Origin of the sequence: Pseudomonas sp. GM60 (assembly GCF_000282415.1) — a bacterium.
GTDB classification, from domain to species: domain Bacteria; phylum Pseudomonadota; class Gammaproteobacteria; order Pseudomonadales; family Pseudomonadaceae; genus Aquipseudomonas; species Aquipseudomonas migulae.
Map to the genome: position 1 here is coordinate 1 of NZ_AKJI01000097.1, position 17,540 is coordinate 17,540.

Genomic DNA, 17,540 nt, shown 5'->3' on the forward strand with positions numbered 1-17,540 from the left:
TCGTTGACGTCCATCGCCAGCAAGCTGGCTCCTACAGTTGATCGGTGTACAACGGGGACCTTGTAGGAGTGAGCCTGCTCGCGATGGCGGCCTGAAGAACACCGCACTATCCAAAATCTTTCGCCAGCAAGCCGGCTCCTACAGGGGTTGTGTGATGCTGTGAAAAAGAGCACGTACATTCAATTTTCCCCGCCCCCACACCGGCACTATCGAATGAGGTCCCGGCGCTTTGACGCCGATGGTTTTTCATTTGTGCAGGTAGTCCATGAACGCTTCGCAATGGGATGAACGGGCCCAGGATATCGGGCTGTTTTTTTTGCGGGTCAGCGGTGGTTTGTTTCTGCTGTGGGTGCACGGTTTGCCCAAGCTGCTTAACTACAGCGCTCAACTGCAAGTCATCGAAGACCCTTTCCACCTGGGCGCGAATGTCACGCTGATGCTGGCGATTTTTGCCGAGGTGCTGTGCCCGCTGCTGATCATTGCCGGGGTGTTGGTGCGCCTGGCGTGTCTGCCGGTTTTGTCTGTGTTGTGGATCGCGCTGCTGGTTGTGCACCCGCAATGGAGCCTCGAGGAAGGGCAGTTCGGCTGGCTGCTGTTGATTCTGTTCACCAGCCTCTTTATCGCCGGGCCGGGACGGCTGGCGCTCAATGTCCGATTCGCCGGAGCTTTGCGTTATGCCTGAATCCAATCGTTTCGAGGAAGTCGTGACCCTGGTCATCAAGCACCGGGTCAAAGCCGGTTTTGAAGTGCCCTACGAAGCCTGGTTGCGCAACATCGTCAGCATCGCCGGGCAGCAGGAAGGGCACTTGGGGGTGGATGTGATGCGCGGCAAGAGCGCCGGCCTCGACATGTACACCTGCGTGCTGCGCTTTTGCTCCACCGACGCGATGCAGCACTGGCTCGATTCGCCACAACGGCTGGAACTGGTCAACGAAGCCACGCCGATGCTCGCCGATGGCGACCAGACCGAGGTCAACCCGGTCAAGGAATTCTGGTTCGCGCCGCAGGCTGAAACCGGTTCGCCGCCGCCGCGCTGGAAGCAGGCCGTGGTGACGTTGCTGGTGATTCTGCCGCACACCTTGCTGGTGCCGCTGATCTGGGGCCCGCTGTTGCGGCTTAACGCGTTCCTGTCCAATTACGTGGTCGCCACGTTCCTGATCACGCTGACCATCGTCGTTTCGGTGGTGTACCTGTTCATGCCGATGGCGACGCGTTTGTTCGCGCCTTGGCTGTCCCCCTCCACTCAGCCCAAGGAAACGCGATGAACGCCGACCTGATTTTGTTCAATGGCCAATTTCATACCGTTGACCGTGAAAACCCACGCGCCAGTGCCGTCGCCATCAGCGATGGCCGCTTCGTCGCGGTCGGCACTGACGCCGAAGCCATGGCCCTGCGCGGCTCCGGCACCCAGGTCATCGACCTCAAGGGCCGCTGCGTCATCCCCGGCCTTAACGACTCGCACTTGCACCTGATTCGTGGCGGTTTGAACTACAACCTCGAACTGCGCTGGGAAGGTGTGCCGTCGCTGGCCGACGCCCTGCGCATGCTCAAGGATCAGGCCGACCGCACGCCAACGCCGCAATGGGTGCGCGTGGTCGGTGGCTGGAACGAATTCCAGTTCGCTGAAAAGCGTATGCCGACCCTGGAAGAGCTCAACCAGGCGGCACCGGATACGCCAGTATTTGTCCTGCATCTATATGACCGCGCTCTGCTCAACCGCGCCGCGTTGCGCGTGGCTGGTTACACCCGCAATACGCCGAACCCGCCGGGTGGCGAGATCGTGCGCGACGCGAACGGTGAGCCGACCGGCATGCTGGTCGCGCGCCCGAACGCGATGATTTTGTACTCGACCCTGGCCAAGGGACCGAAGTTACCGCTGGAGTATCAGGTCAACTCGACCCGCCAGTTCATGCGCGAACTCAACCGTCTCGGCCTGACCAGCGCCATCGATGCCGGCGGCGGTTTCCAGAATTATCCGGACGACTACCAGGTGATCGAGCAGTTGGCCAAGGACCAGCAACTGACCATCCGCATCGCCTACAACCTGTTCACCCAGAAGCCGAAAGAAGAGCTGACCGACTTCAAGAACTGGACCAGCAGCGTGACCCTGCATCAGGGCGATGATTTCCTGCGCCACAACGGTGCCGGCGAGATGCTGGTGTTCTCGGCGGCAGATTTCGAGGACTTCCTCGAACCGCGTCCGGACCTGCCGCAAACCATGGAAGACGAACTCGAACCGGTGGTCCGCCACTTGGTCGAGCAGCGCTGGCCGTTCCGTTTGCACGCCACCTACAACGAATCCATCAGCCGCATGCTCGACGTGTTCGAGAAGGTCAACCGCGACATTCCGTTCAATGGTTTGCCATGGTTTTTCGACCACGCCGAAACCATCACGCCGCAGAACATCGAGCGGGTGAGGGCGCTGGGCGGCGGTATCGCGATTCAGGATCGCATGGCGTTTCAGGGCGAGTATTTCGTCGAGCGTTACGGCGCCAAGGCTGCCGAAGCGACGCCGCCGATCAAGCGCATGCTGGCCGAAGGTGTACCGGTTGGCGCTGGCACCGATGCGACGCGGGTGTCCAGCTACAACCCATGGACTTCGCTGTACTGGATGGTCAGCGGCCGCACCGTCGGTGGCCTGGAGCTGCACGCCGAGGGGCTGTCCCGGCAGACCGCGCTGGAACTGTTCACCCACGGCAGCGCCTGGTTCTCTTCCGAGCAGGGCAAGAAAGGCATGATCAAAGTCGGCCAACTGGCTGACGTCGCAGCCCTGAGCGCGGACTTTTTCAGCGTCGACGAAGAAGCGATCAAGTGGATCGAGTCGGTGTTGACCGTGGTCGGCGGCAAGGTGGTGTATGCCGCCGGTGATTTCGAAAAACTCGGCCCGGCCAGTGTGCCGGTGCTGCCGGACTGGTCGCCGGTGGTCAAGGTGCCAGGTCACTGGCGCCCGACGTCGCCGATGCAGGCGCAGGTTCACCATTGCAGCGGGCCGTGCGGGGTGCATTCCCACAGTCATGAAAAGGCGCGGTTGTCGAACGCGCCGGTCAGCGACTTCGCCGGTTTCTGGGGCGCCTTCGGCTGCTCGTGCTTCGCGTTCTGACGATAAAAAAAGCGCCGACCCGCGTGTCGGCGCCTGACGTAATACCCATCCATCGAGGAGTTTCACATGAGCAACGTTCCGTACAAACGCCTGAACAAAGACGATGCCGTTGTCCTGTTGGTCGATCACCAGACCGGTCTGATTTCGCTGGTTCAGGATTTCTCGCCGAACGAATTCAAGAACAACGTGCTGGCCCTGGGCGACGTGGCCAAGTTCTTCAAACTGCCGACCATCCTCACCACCAGCTTCGAAAACGGCCCGAACGGCCCGATGGTGCCGGAATTGAAAGAGCAGTTCCCGGACGCGCCGTACATCCCGCGTCCAGGCCAGATCAACGCCTGGGACAACGAAGATTTCGTCAAGGCCGTCAAAGCCACCGGCCGCAAGCAACTGATCATCGCCGGTGTGGTGACGGACGTTTGCGTGACCTTCCCGACGCTGTCGGCGCTGGCCGAAGGGTTTGAAGTGTTTGTGGTGACCGATGCTTCGGGTACGTTCAACGAAACCGTGCAACAAGCTGCTTGGGCGCGCATGGCCGCCGCCGGTGCACAACTGGTGAACTGGTTCTCCGTGGCGTGCGAGCTGCAGGGCGACTGGCGCAACGACATGGAAGGCCTGGCGAACCTGCTGTCGCCGCGTATTCCCAACTACCGCAACCTGATGAACAGCTACTCGGTGTTGACTTCGAAGTAAGCTCCTTCAAGCAACATGCATAACCTGTGGGAGCGGGCTTGCTCGCGAAGGCGGTGTGTCAGGCGATACTAACGTTGACTGGCACACCGCCTTCGCGAGCAAGCCCGCTCCCACATTGGTTTTGGTTTATGCCTGGCGGTTTTGCAGCCAGCTCAGGAATCCACCTTTCTTGATCGGCACCGGTTTGGCCAGCAGCGCCAACCGACTGTTCTGCTGCCGTACCGCCTGCAACTTGTTCAACGCCCGACCCACCTCAACCCGCTGTTCCATGCAGCTGCGGGTCAGGGATTTGTCGATCCGGTAGATGATGCACGAGGTCAACGCGGTGAACGTGGCCTGCGACGGTGTATCGGTGAGGATGCTCTGTTCACCCATCACCTCGCTCGGCCCCATGCGCCCGGCTTCGGTTTGCCCGACGCCGTCCGGTACTGTCGCGCTGACCACGCCTGTGGCAATGACCATCAGGCTGTCCGGCACTTCACCCAGTTCCAGCACCACCTGGCCTGCCGCGTACTGCTGCGCGACCATCGAATGGGCCATCCGGTCGCGTTCGTCTTCGCTCAGGGAACGGAAGACTTTCACCTCGTCCAGCAAGGACCGCGCGCGGGATGTCGGTTCGATCACGCCGTCGAGCTGTCGGGAAATACCCGCCGCTTCGAGGTGCCGATGGGCGAGGTCGAACAGTTGATTGCGTACTTCGCTTTTCTTGCCGAGTTCGGCGATAAACCCGCTGGCCACGTATTCGGACATGGTTTCGCCGGCCTCTTTCAGCACGGCTTTCGGCGCCGGGTTGAGCAGCAGACTGCTGCTGCCTTGCAGCGTGCGGTCCAGTGCCTCCAGCACCCGACGCGGACGGATGTGGTTGGGCACCTGGATGCTGATCGACACGCCATGCATGTTGCCGGGGCGGCTCAGGTTGACGATCTTCGCTTTGGCCGCCACCGAGTTCGGCACCACCGCCGTACTGCCGGCGCTGGTCAGCAGGTGAGTGGCGCGCCAATCGATGTCGAGCACCTTGCCCTCGACGCCGTCGATCACGATCCAGTCATCCACCTGATACGGCTTGGTGGTGTTGAGCACGATCCCGGAAAACACATCGCTCAAGGTGCTTTGCAACGCCAGGCCGACGACAATTGCCACCACCCCGGACGTCGCCAGCAAACCTTTCACCGGCAACTCCAGCACGTAACCGGCTGCGGCGACGATGGCGATCAGAAACACCAGCGCGCCGATGACGTCCTGCAATAACCGCCCGCTGTGTCCGATGCGCCGCATCAGCAGCAGGCCGATGACTTCGGTGAGCACACGTGCGGCGTATAGCCACCAGAGAATCCCCAGCGCCGTCGCGCCCAGTTGCGCCACGCGGTCGTCTGCCAACAGCGGCGCCTGCAACGGGCTGACGCCGGCGTTGATGATGAGCGCGCTGAACATCACAAACAACGCGAGGCGCACACCGACCCGCGTGACGCGATGCTTGAACGGCGCTACGTGCCAGAGCACGGCGTCGATGACCAGCAACAGCGCACTCCAGGACAGCAGATGACCGTAGATGAGGGACATGGAAGAACTCCGGAATAAGTGTTTTTGTAGGAGCCGGCTTGCCGGCGAAGGCGATCTCAAACCCTGCATCGCTCTCACGGACGCCATCGCCGGCAAGCCGGCTCCTACAATTTGACCTGCGTAAACCCGATCCCCTGTAGTAGCCAGCTTGCTGGCGAAGGCGTACTTGAGGGCGCCTTCGCGAGCAAGCTTCGCTCCTACAGTTGAACTGTGTGAACCCGATCCCCTGTAGGAGCCAGGCTTGCCGGCGAAGGCGTATTTGAGGGCGCCTTCGCCGGCAAGCCTGGCTCCTACAGAAAAGCCCCTCGCACGATGACCGTGGGAGGGGCGAGGGGACTCAGTTCAGATGAGTCTTGAGTTCCAGCGCGGCCTGACGCACCGCCGCTTTCACTTCCGGAATCTGGCTCAGCGGATTGAGTAAGCCGAAGTCGTGAATCATCCCGTTGTAACGCACTGCCGTGACCGGCACACCGGCCGCATCGAGGTGGCGGGCATAGGCTTCGCCTTCGTCACGCAACACGTCGAACTCGGCGGTCTGCACCAGCGCTGCCGGCAAGCCCTTGAGCTGTTCGGCGCTGGCCTGCAACGGCGAGGCATGGATCTGCGCACGCTCGGCCTGGTCGGTGGTGTAGTTGTCCCAGAACCAATTCATCATGCCTTTGGTGAGGAAGTGGCCTTCAGCAAATTGCTGGTACGAGCCGGTGTCGAACTGTGCGTTGGTCACTGGCCACATCAACAACTGGAAGCGCAGCGCCGGGGCTTTCTGTTCCTTGGCCATCAATGCCACGACCGCCGCCATGTTGCCACCGACGCTGTTGCCGGCCACCGCGAGACGCTTGCCGTCGACGCCGATGTCCTTGCCATGCTCGGCCACCCAACGGGTCGCGGCGTAGGCCTGGTTGATCGCGGTCGGGTAGTGCGCTTCCGGCGACGGCGTGTAATCGACATACACCGCGACGGCACCGGAGCCCACCACCAGGTCATGAATCAAGCGTTGGTGAGTCGGGTAATCGCCCAGCACCCAGCCGCCACCGTGGAAGAACATGAACACCGGCAACTCACCTTTGACCTTGGCCGGGCGCACGATTTTCAGGTTGATGGTTTGACCATCGACCTTGATTGCACGATCGCTGACGTCCACACCCGACAGATCAACCTTGACCGAGTTTTGCGCACCGGTCAGCACCGCACGGGCGTCTTTCGGGCTCAACTGCTCAAGCGGTTTACCGCCACCGGCGGCGAGGGCTTCGAGGAAGGCTTGAGTGTTGTGTTCAACGCCTGGGCTGCCAGCGGCAAAGGCGTTGCCGACGGAGAGGGCGAGGAGGGAAGCGGTCAGGGTTTTTTTGACGAGGTTCATGAGCAAATCCTTTTTAATTAATTAGAGATTGGTTACCTAAGGGTCAGGTTGCTGCTGCGCTGGGACTCAGGCCTCAGCAACACCGTGGACACAGATTAATAGGGTGCTCGAAAGGGAAAAAGCGGCTATAAAGCGTTTAACTGTCAACCGGAAAGTGACAATGAACCCGTTCGAAGATATGCGTATTTTTTGCCAGGTCATGGACTCCGGCAGCTTCACCTCGGCCGCCGATCAATTGGGCCTGTCCAAGCAGTTCGTCAGCCGTCGCTTGATGCAGCTTGAAGAACGCCTGGGCGTACGGTTGCTCAACCGCTCCACGCGGCGCCTGGACGTCACGCCGCTGGGCCAGAGTTATTACGAGTCGGCGTTGCGCTTGCTCAGCGAAGTCGAGCAGGTGGAGCAGGGCATCGCCGGCCAGACCACCGAACCGCGCGGCACCATTCGCGTGAGCGCGCCGTTGTCGTTTGCGGTGGCACATTTGGGGTGTTTGCTGCCGGTGTTCTTGCAGCGTTATCGCGATGTCACGGTGGAAGTGGATTTGAGTGACCGCCCGGTGGATCTGCTCAGCGAGGGTTACGACCTGGCGTTGCGCATCGGCATCCTCGAAGACTCGACGCTGATCGCCCGCCGAATCGCTTCGATCCAGCGGGTGTATTGCGCCAGCCCGGCTTACCTGGTGGAGCGCGGTACGCCGGGTAAACCCGAGGACCTGCACACGCACGACTGCCTGCCGTATGGCCATGGCCGCCAGGTGCCATGGCGTTTTGAAGGGCAGGGCAAGCCGCTGGCGGTCAACGTGACCGGGCGGATGCGGGTCAACAACGGTGAGTTGCTCAGGGATGCGGCCATTGCCGGGATGGGGATCACGTACCTGCCGACCTTCATTGTCGGGGCGGCGTTGAAGGATGGGCGGCTGGTGCCGGTGCTGGATGAGTTTCGCCCGCAGCCGCTGACATTGTCGGCGGTGTACCCGCAGCATCGCCAGAGTTCGCGACCGGTGCAGGCGTTGATCGAGTTTTTGCGTGAGCGGCTGGATCAGACTGAGGGTGGACTCTAGGTCCACGCGTCCCTGTAGGAGTGAGCCTGCTCGCGAAAGCGGTGTGTCAGACACATTAATGTTGAATGACAGATTGCTATCGCGAGCAAGCTTGCTCCTACAGGGGGGTGGTGTTGTCTGTTGGTCAGGGGTGATCAGGACCTTTTGTCATCACCCGGCTCGCCACCGACGTGCACGCCGTGGTCGTCACCCGGTTCACCGCCGACATGAACGCCGTGGTCATCGCCGATTTCACCGGCGCGATGAACGCCGTGGTCGTCACCGATTTCACCGGCGCGATGAACGCCGCGGTTGTGGCCGACTTCACCGGCATGATGAACGCCGTGATCGTCTCCCGGTTCGGCATGGGTGCCGCTGCGACCGGATGAGGCGGTGTTACCGGAATGTCCCGAGCCATGGTCGTTGCCACTGTGACCGCTGCCGCTATTGCCGCCGCTGCCGTTTCCACCGTGACCGCTGCCGCTTCCGCCGTGGCCGCCGCCATTGCCGCCGCCACCGTTTCCGCCACCACCACCGCCGCCAGAGCCACCACCACCACCACCACCACCAGAGCCGCCACCACCCCCACCATCCTTGGCCTGAGCGCTCGATATGCCGGACAGGCTGTCCGGAATCAATACGGTAGACGCCGACAAAACCGCGCCAATGGCTACTGCCAGTAAAAGCTTGTTGATGTGCATGTCGTTCTCCGTCTTTTTATTCAGGTTGGAACGTTGATGAACAATGCAACTTGCTGCTCGATTCAGTGGGAGAACACTGCAACGTTCCGGTTTATTCAGTGGCAACGTCGATGAACGATGAACGGTACGAGTCGACCCTGTCCCGGGGTCAGTGAATGCTCGAGGCCAGTTCGAATATCGGGATGTACATCAGGATCACGATGACCCCGATCAACAGGCCGATGAAGGTCATGAGCAAGGGTTCGAACAAGCGTACGAACCATTCGATCCAGCGGCTGATTTCTTCGTCGTAGAAATCCGCGCTGCGTTCCATCATTTGTCCGAGGTTGCCGGACTGCTCGCCGGCACGCAGCAAGCGCAGGGACACCGGCGTCACGAGGTGATTGAGCTCCAGCGCCGTCGACAGCGATTGCCCCTCGCGCACCCGCTCGCAGGCCTGGTCCAGGCGCACGCGGGAGGCCGCGGTGAGCAGGCCACGGACCATGCCCATGGCGGTGACGAGGGGGATGCCGCCCTGCAGCAGAATCCCCAGCGAGCGATAGAAGCGCGCCAGTTCGTACATGAAGATGCGTTGATGGACTGCTGGGAGTTTTTCGATCACCCGGTCCACGCCCCGGCGAAAGGCCGGTTGGCGCTGGAGGAAGGCGAGGGCGACGACGACCGCCGCCAAGGTGCCGAAGAATTCACCCTGGTGAGCATGCAGGAACATCCCGCTGTTCATCAGCACTTGTGACAGCCACGGCAGGTTATTGCCCAGCCCTTCGAACACCAGGCTGAAGCGCGGCACCACGTAACCCATCAGAAACAGCACCACGCCACCTCCCACCACCAGCAACAGCATGGGGTAGATCGAAGCGCTGACGATCTTCTGTCGAACCTCGTCCATGCGCTGGCGATAGCTGACATAGCGGCCCAGCGCATCACCTACCGCGCCGGTCTTCTCGCTGGACTGCACCAGCGCCACATAGAGCGGTGGGAAAACCGCTGACAACTGACCCAACGCCTGGGAAAACGATTTGCCCTCATAAAGCAGGCGCACCAGTTCACTCAAGGTTTTGCGGGCCTGTGGCGCGGTTTCTTTTTCCGCCAGGCTTTCCAGCGCATCGATCAACGGCAGGCCGGCGTTGAGCAGGGTGGTCAGCTCCTGGCTGAACAGCACCAGGTTGAACGTCTCGCGCTTTTGCAGACGCAACGCCCGCCATTGCTTTTCGGCTTGCAGGCTGACGACCCGCAGGCCCTGGTCTTCGACAATGCGTCGGGCTTCGCTGTCCCCTTGGGCCTCGACCGTCATCGAGACCACGCCAGCCTTGCCGACGGCCTTGAGATGAAAGCGCATGCTCGCCTCCCGTCACTGCCAGCTGGTGATTTCGGCGTTTTCGCCTTCGCCGCCGGGTTGACCGTCCTTGCCCATGGACAACAGGTCGTATTCACCGTTTTCGCCGGGGTAGCGGTAGGTGTAATTGCGGCCCCACGGATCCTGCGGCAGCTTTTTCGCCAGGTAGGGGCCGGTCCAGCGGGTTTCATCACTGGGCGCGGTGACCAGCGCCTGCAAACCCTGTTCGGTCGACGGGTAATGGCCGACCTCCAGGCGGTACAAATCCAGCGCTTTGCCCAGGCCTTCGATTTGCGCCTTGGCCACCTTCACTTCGGAGCGGCCGAGTTGGGCGAAATACTTCGGCGCGACGATGCCGGCCAACAACCCCAGCACCACCAGCACCACCAACAGTTCGAGCAATGTGAACCCGTGCTGGGCTCGCGGTGAGCCGTTACGCGGGGCACAACACAGACGATGATTCATGATGACCTCACACAGTCGGCAGAAGGGTCGCCACAGAGGCTCATGCAATTGCCATGCTCACCCCCGGACATCCTGCCGCAACCCCTGAATTACTGGCCTTCGCGCTTACGGCACAGTGCTTGCGTATGGCTGGTTCACTACCGGTCATTGGGGCAATAGCCCCATTTTTCGGGGCCGGTCAGGGGAGACAGAATAATGAAAACACTCACCACTGGACTGCTCGGCTGCATGCTGCTGGCAGGCACAGCTCAGGCCGATGTATTCGTTTCCGTGGACAGCAAGGGCAGCTACGTTTTGTCCAATGTCCACCGCCCCGGCCGCACCTATGAACGGGTGATCCATGAGCCTGAATCGGCGCAGGTCAGCCTTGATCAACAGCCACAGATGATTGCCCGGCAACCCTATGCCGAGCTGGTTTCGGCGGCCGCCAAGGCCAATCAGTTACCGGCGGCGCTGTTGCATGCGGTGATCCAGGCCGAGTCCCACTATGACTCCGGCGCGACCTCATCGAAGGGGGCTGGCGGGCTGATGCAATTGATGCCCGACACCGCCCGGGAAATGGGCGTGACCAACGTCTATGACCCCAAGGCCAACATTCAGGGCGGGGCCAAATACCTCAAGCGCCTGATGACCCTGTTTGACAACGACATCGCGCTCGCCGTGGCGGCCTACAACGCCGGGCCGCAAGCGGTGCTGAGCCGTGGCGGGGTGATCCCGCCGTTCGCCGAAACCCGCCGTTATGTGCCGAGCGTGTTGCGCCAATATCGCCGCTTGCAAGGCCTGGCCGTGGATGCGCCGCTGTGATGGGTGATGGCCCCACATGTGGGGCAACACATTCATCTGTAGGAGCCGGCTTGCCGGCGAAGGCATTTTCACAATCACCACCTGTCCACAAATCCGATCGCCGGCAAGCCGGCTCCTACAGGTGTGGGCGTCTTGGTTGGATCAGAGGGCAACCCGAATGGTGGGGATTGGGTGGGGAATATCCCCCGACTTATCAAGTCGTTTACGTAGCTAGCTGAAAAATAACAAAAAAATTTATGGCATGCGGATTGCTCCAAGGGATTTGTCGAGAATCATTCCCGTGAGTACCCAAAGCGAGGCCCGTGATCATGACCGGCATTCCCCACGCTCATCATTTGGTTAACTTGCTGCTGCTTGTTGCACCCCTGTTTGGCATCGAGTTGGCCGAAGCCGCCGTGCGTTGTGAACGAAATCTGGTGGCGAACGTCGTGGCGCTGGATCAACCGCTCATGTTCAACCGCCTCGGCGCACAGAACGCCAACGGCATGATGTTCGCCCTGCGTCGTGATGTGGTCGACGATCACAATGTGTCCCTGGCCTACGGTGGGGCAGCGGTGCCGGGCAAGGTTTCGCTGCGGCCCGACAAGCGTCCGCGTCCATTGGTGTTGCGGGTTGCCGCCGGTGACTGCCTGACCATCAACCTGCAGAACCTGCTGGCCTATCAGGCCAACCCTGGCAGCCACGACAGCGGCGAGGAAGAAGAGGGGGAAATCGAGGGCGAGGTAGAAATCGGCAACGCGGAGCAGTTCAAGGTCGATGAGCAGGTCACCGACCGCCATGTCGGCTTTCAGGTCAACGGTCTGCAGGCGGTCAACAGCATTGACGACATTTCGGCCTACACCGGACGCAACCCCAATACGCTGGTCGCCCCCGGCGCGACCCGTTCCTACACCTTGTACGCCGAACGTGAAGGAGCGTTCGCCGCCAGCAGCCGCGGTGCAACATTCGGTGGTGAAGGCGATGCGGGCAACGTCGCCAATGGCCTGTTCGGCGAAGTGGTGGTGGTGCCCAAGGGCGGCCGCACCTATCGCAACACCGTGACCGAAGAAGAAATGCGCCTCGCCAGCACCGGGCGCACGCCGGCCGGTCAACCGATTGTCGATTACCAGGCACGCTACCCGCAGCGTGAACCGTGGATTCGTGAAGGCAAGGCCGGCACGCCGATCATCAACATGGTCGACGGCAACGAAATCATCTCCAGCGAGAGCGATGCGATCGTCATGGGCAGCTACGCCGACGGCAGCTTCCCACCGTCGACCTATCCGCTGGAAGCCATCGGCAAACGCAACCCGGCGCTGCCTAACCGGCTGGAACCGTTCCGCGATTTCGCCTCGCAATTCCAGGATGAAACCGCCGCGACCCAGGCATTCCCCGCGTACTGGGAAGACCCGGTCATGGCCCACGTGCTGGAGCCGACCCGCGATTCGTTCATGATCAACTACGGCTCCGGCGGCATGGGTGCCGAAGTGGTGGCCAACCGGTTAGGCGTCGGGCCGATGCACGATTGCCTGTCCTGCGCCTATGAAGAATTCTTCCTCAGCTCGCACACCGTCGGCGACGTGGCGATGCTGGTGGACGTACCGGCCAACGCCGGTCTGGAGAGCATCCGGCCGGGCGAAACACCGCGCGCCGATCAGGTCGGGGTCAAGGCGACGATGGCGCTGTATCCGTCCGAGCCGTCCAACGTCAACCACAGCTACATCGGCGACTTCGTCAAATTCCGCAACACCCACAACGGCCACGAACAACACATCTTCCACCTCCACGGGCACCAGTGGCTGTTCAATCCCAACGACGACAACTCTGACTACGTGGATGCCCAAGGCATCGGGCCGGGCGCCGGCTACACCTATGAAATCGCCAACGGCGGGTCGGGCAACCGTAACCGCGTCGCCGGTGATGCGATCTATCACTGCCACTTCTATCCGCACTTCGCCCAAGGCATGTGGAGCATGTGGCGGGTGCATGACGTGTTTGAAGAAGGCACCCGACTTGAGGTGTCCCAGCAGGGCGCCGACGGTTATCACAGCGAACCTTATGCACTGCGCAGCGGTAAACCAGCCGCTGGCGCCCGGGCCTTGCCCGATGGCGAGATCATTGCCGGCACGCCGATTCCAGCGGTCGTGCCGCTACCGGGCAAAGCCATGGCGCCGATGCCGGGCAAGGTCGTGGTCGTGCCGAAAATCGGTGAGACCCTGGTGGCTGGCAATGGCGATGATGAAGACGGCGACGGTGAGCAAAGCGGTGGCGCCCAGGCCATTGGCTCCCTGGCGCTGGTTGACCGCAGCTACGCCAACCGCAACGCCGACGGCAGCCTGAAAAACCCTGGTTATCCGTTCTGGATCGGCGGCATGGAAAGTTCGGTCGGCCAACGTCCACCAACCCCACCGCTGGACATGCTCGACGCCGCCAAGGCCTATGCCTTGAAAACCAGCGGCAATGCCTTGTGGGCCAACCTCGATCCGGCGCAGTCCGGTGGCTGGGACGGCGGTTTGGGACGCCATTCCCTGGACGGTTTCTCTGCCGGTGGCGAGGCGAACACCGTGACCACCTCGCTGGATTTCTCCAAGGAAGTGACCCGCGCCAAAGCGCTTTACCTGCCGGAAGAGGGCACCGAAGTTGAACAGGCGGCCATGGCCTTCCACGCGAAAAAAGACCACCCGAGCTTCGCCGTGCTGCCCGGCAATCAAATCGTCGCACGCGCCTTCCGCACTAACGGCGCGCTGCCAGTCGCCGGTGCGCCTTTCTACGAACCGTGCATGGACGACCGGCAAAAACGCCTGACCAGCAGCGCCGGCATGGGCGAGTTTTTCAGCGGCGAACGGCTCGACGGCATGTCCTTCAGCGGGGCCTCGACCTTCACGGCTGACCGGCCACGGGTCTACAAAGCGGCGAACATCCAGTTCGACGCGGTCTACAACAAGGTCGGCTACCACTTCCCGCAAGCGCGCATTCTGGCCCTGTGGGAAGACGCCTGGCCGGTGATCACCAAGCAGCGTCCGCCAGAGCCTTTGGTGATGCGCATGAACACCCTCGACTGCGTGCAATACCAGCAAACCAACCTGGTGCCGGCCACTTATGAAATGGACGACTATCAGGTGCGCACGCCGACTGACGTGATCGGCCAGCACATTCACTTGCCGAAATGGGACCTGACGGCGGCGGACGGTTCGGCCAACGGCTGGAACTACGAAGACGGCGTACTTTCCCCCGGTGCGGTGCAAGAACGCATCCACGCCATCCGCGAGTTCAACCAATGCCAGGGCACTGACCCGCGTGACGGCACACCGGCCTGCCCGAAAGCTAAAAACCACCCGTACTTCGGCCAGTTTGGCCGGGCCGACTGGGTCGGGGCGCGCACCGCGATGCAGCGCTGGTTTGCCGACCCGGTGGTGAACAGCAAAGGCGTCGACCGTGGCCTGGGGACCATTTTCACCCACGATCACCTCGGGCCATCGACTCACCAGCAGATTGGCCTGTACGCCACCGTGCTGGCTGAACCGGCCGGTTCCACCTGGTTCCACGCCGAAACCGGCGAGCCGTTGTACAGCGGCGCGCGCCAGGATGGCGGGCCGACTTCGTGGCAAGCCGTGGTGTCTACCGGCGACCTGGACGGCGACGGCAAGAACGACAGCTTCCGTGAGTTCTTCCTTGAGTACAGCGACTTCCAGCATGCCTATGAAGCCGGTGTGTACGTGGGCGCGGGTCCCAATGGTGTGCCGAATCCACAAGCGTTCCCGGCCACTGCGGACAGTTTCCGCTACGCGATCAATCCGCCGGTGCGCAACAACGCCAGCACCCTGTTGGACGGCATTCTCGAAGTGCAGGGCGGTATGGTCCCCGGTTGCCCGAGCCGGCCGTGCCCACAAGCGATCTCGGTCGATGACCCCGGCATGTTCGTGGTCAACTACCGCAACGAACCGCTGGCCCTGCGGGTATACGACCCCTACAAGATCGGCCCTGACGGCAAGCGCGGCATGCAGGCCTACGGCCTCGGCGGCGATCTGGCGTACGCCATGCAAAGCCGCACCGACCGTGCGATCCCGGCGATGAACCAGGCGCCGAACCTGATCACCGCCGCCACCGGCCCGACTGGCGGCACCACTTTGTTCCCGCCGCACATCAACCGTGGCGGCGCTGAACCGGGTGATCCGTTCACGCCGATGCTGCGCACCTACACCGGTGACAACGTGCGGCTGCGGGTGCATGCCGGCGGTCACGAAGAAGAGCACAACGTGACCCTGCACGGCGTGAAGTGGCTGCAAAGCGGTTCCGGTTACGGCAACAGCTCCAACTCGGGTTGGCGCTCGTCGCAAATGATCGGGATCTCCGAGCAGATGGGCTTCATTGCGCCGGTCTCGATGCTGTCCAGTTCGGCGGCGACCACGGGTGATTACCTGTACTCGATGGACGCCTCTCTCGAAGGTTACTGGAGCGGGATCTGGGGCGTGATGCGTAACTACACGGCCCAGCGCAGCGATCTGTTCGCGCTGCCGAACAACCCGAAACCGGCGGGGATGCGCAACACCGTGGCGTTCGACGGCACCTGCCCACGGATCAGCGCCAACCCGAACGGCATCGGCACCCGGCCGACCGTGCAACGCAACTATGAAGTGGTTGCGGCACTGGCCAACGACATTCTCGGCAATCCGCTGAACCTGGTCCTCGGCGATCCGGAGGGCATCGGCCAGCATGTCGGCGGGCCGTTGAATCCGGCGGGCGGCACCCTGGTGTACAACTCGCGGGTGGTCAATATTCCGCAGGTCACGGTGTCCGATCCGGAGGATGGCGAAACCATCACCATCGGCGGGCAAAGCGGTCCGCTGCATGACCCGACCGCGATCATTTACGTGCGCAAGTCTGACCTCGATACGGTCACCGGCAAGCTCAAGCCCGGTGTGCCTGTCGAACCGCTGGTGCTGCGCGCAACGGCGGGGGACTGCATCAACATCACCCTGGAAAACCGTCTGCCCATGGTCATGCCGGACTTGACCCAGACCGCGGTGATGCAAGGCATCGTCAAACGTGATCGCAACAGCGGACAGGGCTCGACCACCTTCAGCAACAACCTGATGCGGCCGTCCAGCCACGTGGGCCTGCACGCGCAATTGCTGGCGTACGACATCACCAAATCCGACGGCACCAACGTCGGCGCCAACCCGATCCAGACCGTGCCACCGCGGGTTGGCAACAGCGGCGCCTACCCGACCCGTACTTATCAGTACTACGCCGGGCACCTGGAGCGTGAAGGTAAACCGATCACTCAACTGGGCCGCAACGTCGACAACATCAACGCCACGGCCGTGGAGTTCGGCGGGTTGAATTTCACCCCGGCGGACGTGATCAAGCAACCGCAGAAAGGCCTGGGTGGCGCGATGAGCATCCTGCCGGTCGGCGCTACCTGGGTGGACGACGCGCGCAAAGTCACGGCGACGGTCACCGCGCCGGGGCAGACCCCTTACCGCGACTTTGCGATGGTCTGGCAGAAAGCCTTGAACATTCGCTGGGCCAATGGCCGGCCGGTGGAAGGCATCGCTGCCGAAGGCTTCGGTGTGCCGACCGATCCACAGGACAACTCGAGCATGGCCATCAACTACAAGTCCGAGCCGATATGGTTCCGCTTCGGCCTGGCGCCGGATGCGCCGTTCGGTCACGCCGACGGCGCGGGTTACGGCGACGTGCCCAACGCGCACATGGCGTACAGCAATGCGCTGGTGGGCGGCGATCCGCAGACGCCGGTGCTCTATGTGAAACCGGGGCAACCGTTTCGCACGCACATCCTGATGCCATCCGGGGGTAGCCGCGGCACGACCTTCCAGCTGGACGGCCACGTCTGGTCGGTCAACCCGTTCCAGTCGGAGAAGAGTGACACCGGCGGTTATCCGATGAGTACGCCTGGCGTGGGTTCGGTGCGGTTCGGGTTCAACCCGATGTCGATGTACATCGGCGCCCACGAAAGCATCCTGCCGGCGGCGCATTTCAGCTTCATGCACCCGAGTGCCGGGGGCAGCAACGCGATACCGGGCGACTACCTGTTCCGCGATTACGGCGCCTACGGCAATACCGCCGGGCTCTGGGGCTTGTTGCGAGTGACCAACGAACCTGAACCGGCACCGTAGACGTTGTGCGACACCAGCCCTGTAGGAGCGAAGCTTGCTCGCGAAGGGGGCACCTCGGTTGTAGGTGGTATGGCGGATGACGCCTTCGCGGGCAAGCCTCGCTCCTACAAGGGATCGGGTTTACAGAGTTCGAAGTGTAGGAGCTGGCTTGCTAGCGATGGCGGCCGTGGGATTGATGCAAGGCGTGAAGGCCTCATCGCCAGCAAGCTGGCTCCTACAAGGGATTGGGTTCGCACAGGGCAAATTGTAGGAGCTGGCTTGCCAGCGATGGCGGCCGTGGATTGATGCCAGGCGTAAGGGCCTCATCGCCAGCAAGCTGGCTCCTACAAGGGATCGGGTTCGCACAGGGCAAATTGTAGGAGCTGGCTTGCC

Annotated in this window: 12 protein-coding genes; 7 read left to right on the forward strand and 5 right to left on the reverse strand. The window is 62.1% G+C overall.

Annotated features, from left to right (window positions below; translation table 11 throughout):
* The first annotated feature begins 265 nt into the window (after positions 1 to 265).
* The 4 genes from PMI32_RS06980 to ycaC all read left to right on the forward strand — a co-directional run bounded on the left by PMI32_RS06980 (position 266) and on the right by ycaC (position 3,793).
* A complete protein-coding gene (locus PMI32_RS06980) occupies positions 266 to 682 on the forward strand; it encodes a DoxX family protein (protein ID WP_008032691.1) in 417 nt (138 codons plus the stop codon).
* The gene (locus PMI32_RS06975) at positions 675 to 1,265 is read left to right on the forward strand and encodes an antibiotic biosynthesis monooxygenase (RefSeq protein WP_008032692.1); all 591 of its coding nucleotides are present in this window, start codon (positions 675 to 677) and stop codon (positions 1,263 to 1,265) included. Before PMI32_RS06980 ends, PMI32_RS06975 begins: the two co-directional genes overlap by 8 nt.
* Complete coding sequence (locus tag PMI32_RS06970) at positions 1,262 to 3,100, forward strand: amidohydrolase (protein ID WP_008032693.1); 1,839 nt, start codon at positions 1,262 to 1,264, stop codon at positions 3,098 to 3,100. The genes PMI32_RS06975 and PMI32_RS06970 overlap by 4 nt, the downstream gene beginning before the upstream one ends.
* A 66-nt stretch (positions 3,101 to 3,166) precedes the next feature.
* Positions 3,167 to 3,793 (forward strand): isochorismate family cysteine hydrolase YcaC, encoded by a 627-nt coding sequence (gene ycaC / locus PMI32_RS06965; RefSeq protein ID WP_008032694.1) that lies wholly within the window; start codon positions 3,167 to 3,169, stop codon positions 3,791 to 3,793.
* 126 nt (positions 3,794 to 3,919) lie between these two features.
* Here the strand turns inward: ycaC and PMI32_RS06960 are convergent, their stop codons facing one another.
* Both PMI32_RS06960 and PMI32_RS06955 read right to left on the reverse strand, forming a co-directional pair.
* Entirely contained in the window at positions 3,920 to 5,353 is a 1,434-nt protein-coding gene (locus PMI32_RS06960) for a mechanosensitive ion channel family protein (protein ID WP_008032695.1), read from the reverse strand.
* A 337-nt stretch (positions 5,354 to 5,690) separates the two neighbouring features.
* Positions 5,691 to 6,710, reverse strand: coding sequence for an alpha/beta hydrolase (locus tag PMI32_RS06955; protein WP_008032696.1), 1,020 nt, complete (start codon positions 6,708 to 6,710; stop codon positions 5,691 to 5,693).
* Positions 6,711 to 6,870: 160 nt separating this feature from the next.
* Here PMI32_RS06955 and PMI32_RS06950 point away from each other — a divergent pair, with 160 nt between their 5' ends.
* A complete protein-coding gene (locus PMI32_RS06950; protein ID WP_008032697.1) occupies positions 6,871 to 7,767 on the forward strand; it encodes a LysR family transcriptional regulator in 897 nt (298 codons plus the stop codon).
* A 134-nt stretch (positions 7,768 to 7,901) separates the two neighbouring features.
* Here the strand turns inward: PMI32_RS06950 and PMI32_RS06945 are convergent, their stop codons facing one another.
* From PMI32_RS06945 to gspG, 3 genes are all read right to left on the reverse strand, one after another.
* Positions 7,902 to 8,447, reverse strand: coding sequence for a hypothetical protein (locus tag PMI32_RS06945; RefSeq protein ID WP_008032698.1), 546 nt, complete (start codon positions 8,445 to 8,447; stop codon positions 7,902 to 7,904).
* Between the two features lie 148 nt (positions 8,448 to 8,595).
* Entirely contained in the window at positions 8,596 to 9,783 is a 1,188-nt protein-coding gene (locus PMI32_RS0129120) for a type II secretion system F family protein (RefSeq protein WP_032829042.1), read from the reverse strand.
* A gap of 12 nt (positions 9,784 to 9,795) precedes the next feature.
* Positions 9,796 to 10,245, reverse strand: coding sequence for a type II secretion system major pseudopilin GspG (gene gspG, locus PMI32_RS06940; RefSeq protein WP_008032700.1), 450 nt, complete (start codon positions 10,243 to 10,245; stop codon positions 9,796 to 9,798).
* Between the two features lie 195 nt (positions 10,246 to 10,440).
* Between gspG and PMI32_RS06935 the strand changes: the two genes are divergently transcribed.
* Together PMI32_RS06935 and mnxG are read left to right on the forward strand one after the other, a co-directional pair.
* Complete coding sequence (locus tag PMI32_RS06935; protein WP_008032701.1) at positions 10,441 to 11,049, forward strand: lytic transglycosylase domain-containing protein; 609 nt, start codon at positions 10,441 to 10,443, stop codon at positions 11,047 to 11,049.
* Positions 11,050 to 11,357: 308 nt separating this feature from the next.
* Positions 11,358 to 17,168 (forward strand): manganese-oxidizing multicopper oxidase MnxG, encoded by a 5,811-nt coding sequence (mnxG, locus tag PMI32_RS06930; protein ID WP_008032702.1) that lies wholly within the window; start codon positions 11,358 to 11,360, stop codon positions 17,166 to 17,168.
* Positions 17,169 to 17,540: the final 372 nt, after the last annotated feature.

Coding starts and splice junctions, on each gene's coding strand:
- PMI32_RS06980 (WP_008032691.1), top strand. CDS start 266: ATGAACGCTTCGCAATGGGATGAACGGGCCCAGGATATCGGGCTGTTT.
- PMI32_RS06975 (WP_008032692.1), top strand. CDS start 675: ATGCCTGAATCCAATCGTTTCGAGGAAGTCGTGACCCTGGTCATCAAG.
- PMI32_RS06970 (WP_008032693.1), top strand. CDS start 1,262: ATGAACGCCGACCTGATTTTGTTCAATGGCCAATTTCATACCGTTGAC.
- ycaC (WP_008032694.1), top strand. CDS start 3,167: ATGAGCAACGTTCCGTACAAACGCCTGAACAAAGACGATGCCGTTGTC.
- PMI32_RS06960 (WP_008032695.1), bottom strand. CDS start 5,353: ATGTCCCTCATCTACGGTCATCTGCTGTCCTGGAGTGCGCTGTTGCTG.
- PMI32_RS06955 (WP_008032696.1), bottom strand. CDS start 6,710: ATGAACCTCGTCAAAAAAACCCTGACCGCTTCCCTCCTCGCCCTCTCC.
- PMI32_RS06950 (WP_008032697.1), top strand. CDS start 6,871: ATGAACCCGTTCGAAGATATGCGTATTTTTTGCCAGGTCATGGACTCC.
- PMI32_RS06945 (WP_008032698.1), bottom strand. CDS start 8,447: ATGCACATCAACAAGCTTTTACTGGCAGTAGCCATTGGCGCGGTTTTG.
- PMI32_RS0129120 (WP_032829042.1), bottom strand. CDS start 9,783: ATGCGCTTTCATCTCAAGGCCGTCGGCAAGGCTGGCGTGGTCTCGATG.
- gspG (WP_008032700.1), bottom strand. CDS start 10,245: ATGAATCATCGTCTGTGTTGTGCCCCGCGTAACGGCTCACCGCGAGCC.
- PMI32_RS06935 (WP_008032701.1), top strand. CDS start 10,441: ATGAAAACACTCACCACTGGACTGCTCGGCTGCATGCTGCTGGCAGGC.
- mnxG (WP_008032702.1), top strand. CDS start 11,358: ATGACCGGCATTCCCCACGCTCATCATTTGGTTAACTTGCTGCTGCTT.